General features: G+C 60.6%; 1 pseudogene. It reads right to left on the bottom strand.

What is annotated here, in order from left to right:
- A pseudogene (locus tag ACWF6P_RS31680) lies at positions 1 to 3,656 on the bottom strand (amino acid adenylation domain-containing protein); the annotation flags it as partial.
- Between the last annotated feature and the right edge of the window lie 5 nt (positions 3,657 to 3,661).

Here is a 3,661-nt window from a genome sequence, read left to right as displayed (position 1 = left end):
TTCAAGAACCACATCCGCTGCTGCGCCAACGACAACGGCACCCGCTCCGGACGCACCCGAGCAGTCAACGCCGCCCGCGCACCCGAACCGATCTCCGACTCCACCCGCGCAGCCAACAACTCCACCGACGACACCTCGAACAACACCCGCACCGGAACCTGCGCATCGAGCGCCTGACCCAACCGAGCCGCCACCCGAGTCGCAATCAACGAATTACCACCGAGTGCAAAGAAATCGTCATCGAGACCCACACGCTCGACACCCAACACCTCGGCGAACACCGACGCAACGATCTCCTCCACCGCCGTCACCGGAGCCCTGAACACCGCGGTCTCGAACACCGGCTCCGGCAACAACTTCCGATCCAACTTCCCCGAAGCATTGAGCGGAAACGCATCCAACACCACGATCTGCGACGGCACCATATACGACGGCAACACCGCACCCAACGAATCCACCAGCGCCGCAACATCAACCACCACACCCGACGCCGGCACCACATACCCCACCAACTGATCACCGGTCTTGGTCGACACCACAGCCACCGACGACACAGACACCGACACATCAGCCACCAACGCCGACTCGATCTCCCCCAACTCGATCCGCTGACCACGGAACTTCACCTGAAAATCGGTACGACCGATGTACTCGAGCTCCCCCGAAACGCCCCACCGCACCAAGTCCCCCGTGCGATACATCCGCGAACCCGCGCCGCCATACGGATTGGCCACAAACCGATCCGCCGACAAATCCGGACGAGAAACATACCCACGAGCCAACTGATCACCCGCAAGATACAACTCACCCGCAACACCCACCGGCACCGGACGCACACGAGAATCCAACACAAAAACCTGCGAATTCCACTGCGGCACACCAATAGAGACCACACCACCATCGACGGCGCCTGTCACATCCGCGAACGTGATCGACACCGCGGCCTCGGTCGGACCATACAAATTGTGAACTCGAGCTCCCGACACCACACCGAAATCGCGCACCGTCTGCGCCGGCAACGCCTCACCGATGACGAACACATCACGCAACGAATCCAACTGGCCGGCAGAGACTTCCCCCGCGAACACCGACAACATCGTCGGCACGAAATCCGTCACCGTCACACCCTGATCAGCGATCACCGACGCCAAATACCCCGGATCCCGATGACCGTCATGCGTGGCCACCACCAACCGAGCACCCACCGCCAACGGCAAGAAGAAACCCCACAACGACACATCGAACGTCGTCGCCGTCTTCTGCAGATACACATCCGCCCCAGCCAGAACATACCGACCCTGCATCCACGCCATCTGATTGGCGATCGCCGCATGCGAAACCGCCACACCCTTCGGCTTCCCCGTCGACCCCGACGTGAAAATCACATACGCAGCATTCGAACCCCGCAGCGGCGCAACACGATCCGCATCCGAAACAGGCGCATCCGAGAACCCGGACACATCCACCTCGTCGATCAACACCACATCGAACTCACCCGGCAACACCACACCGTCACCAGCAGTGGACAACACACACACCGGTGCCGCGGTCCCGAGGATATGACCGTTGCGCTCGGCCGGATGATCCGGATCCAACGGCACATACGCCCCACCCGCAGCAACCACCGCATACATACCCACCACAAGCTCAACCGACCGGCGCATCGCCAACGCCACCAACGACTCCGGCCCCACACCCACCGAAACCAGATACCTGGCAAGGCGATTCACCCGAGACCCGAACTCCGCATACGTCAGAGACTGCCCCTCGAACACCACCGCCATCGCATCCGGCGTCGCCGCCACCTGCGCAACGAACCCGTCGAGCAACAAAGCACCAACAGTCAACTCGTGAACAGTGTCATTGACCGCCACCAACACCTGCGAACGCTCGTCCTCGCCGAGCAAATCCACATCCCCGACAACCGAATCAGGCTCCGCCACCATCGATTCCAGAACACGCACCAACCGCTCCGCAAACGAGACAACCGTCGACTCGTCGAACAGATCCGTCGCATACGTCAACGACATCGGCATCCCCACACCGACGCCGTCCTCCTCCAACGGCGTCACCGTCAACTGCAGATCGAACTTCGCGACCTCGACGCCGGCATCGAAACCGGCAATCGACAACCCCGGCAACTCCACGACATCCTGCGCCATGTTCTGAAAGAACAACGCAACCTGGAACAACGGATGATGAGCCTGCGACCGCGCCGGATCAAGCACCTCCACCAACCGCTCGAACGGCACGTCCTCATTGCCGAACGCCCCCAGATCGACCTCACGAACCCGACCCAACAACGCCGAGAACGACTCCGAAGAATCCACCTCCGTCCGCAACACCAACGTGTTGACGAACATCCCGATCAGATCGTCAAGCTCCGGCTCACCCCGCCCAGCGATCGGAGAGCCCACCACAACATCATCACTACCGCTCAGCCGCGCCAACAACACCGCCAACGCAGCATGCACCACCATGAACAACGACACACTACGATCAAGCGCCAACTGCTCGAGCGCCCGATGCAACCGCTCATCTACCGAAAACTGGTAACTCGCACCACGATTGGATGCCACCAACGGCCGCGGACGATCCACCGGCAACTCGATCCGCTCCGGCAACCCCGCCAACACCGACGTCCAATACCCCAACTGCTCGGACATCAACGACGACGGATCACCCTCGGACCCCAACACCTCACGCTGCCACAACGCGAAATCCGCGTACTGCACCGCCAGCGGCGCCCACTGGGGAACCTGACCACCCGCACGCGCCACATACGCCACCGACACATCACGCACCAACGGCCCCATCGACACGCCGTCAGCAGCAATATGGTGAATCACCAACGCCAACACAAACTCCGACGGTCCCGTCTGGAACAAACGAACCCGCAACGGCACCTCGACCGTGACATCGAACCCCTCCGACACCACCGGCGCCAGCACCGTCAACAAATCGGCCTCACCGACAAACTCCGGCGATACTTCCACCACGAACTCATCCACCGGAAGAACCCGCTGGAACCCCACACCCTCGAACTCCGGGTAGACGGTCCGCAACACCTCATGCCGCGCAACAACATCCGACACCGCAGCACCCAACGCCGAAACATCAACCGCACCGGACAAACGCAACACGATCGGAATATTGTTCACACCAGACACAGCATCGAACCGCGACAAAAACCACATCCGCGACTGCGCCAACGAAAGAGGTATCCGCTCCGGACGAGAGCGAGGGGCCAAGGCAATTCGCACACGCCCTGTCGAATCTGACAAAACAGATGCAAGACCGGAGACTGTCGAAGACTCGAACAAAGTCTTGACCTGAACCCGCACATCGAAAGCCGCACTCAAACGACCAGCCAACTTCGCTGCAATCAGCGAATTACCGCCGAGCTCGAAGAAATCATCATCAGCACCAACTCGGTCCAAACCCAAAAGTTCCTCGAACACACGCGCAACCACAACCTCACCAGCGGAGGACGGCGCGACAAACTCTCGGGCCTCGAATACAGGATCAGGAAGTGCCGCCGAATCCAGCTTTCCCACAGGCGTCAACGGAATCTCGTCGATGACAACGACAGCCGCCGGAATCATATGACGAGGAAGATCCGTCTTGGCCACTGCCAAAACGTCATCCCCCGACAGCATAG

The sequence above is a fragment of the Rhodococcus sp. NPDC055024 genome, assembly GCF_053608585.1.
The sequence above is the reverse complement of the archived record's forward strand: the minus strand, read 5'-3'. Positions and strand labels throughout refer to the sequence as shown.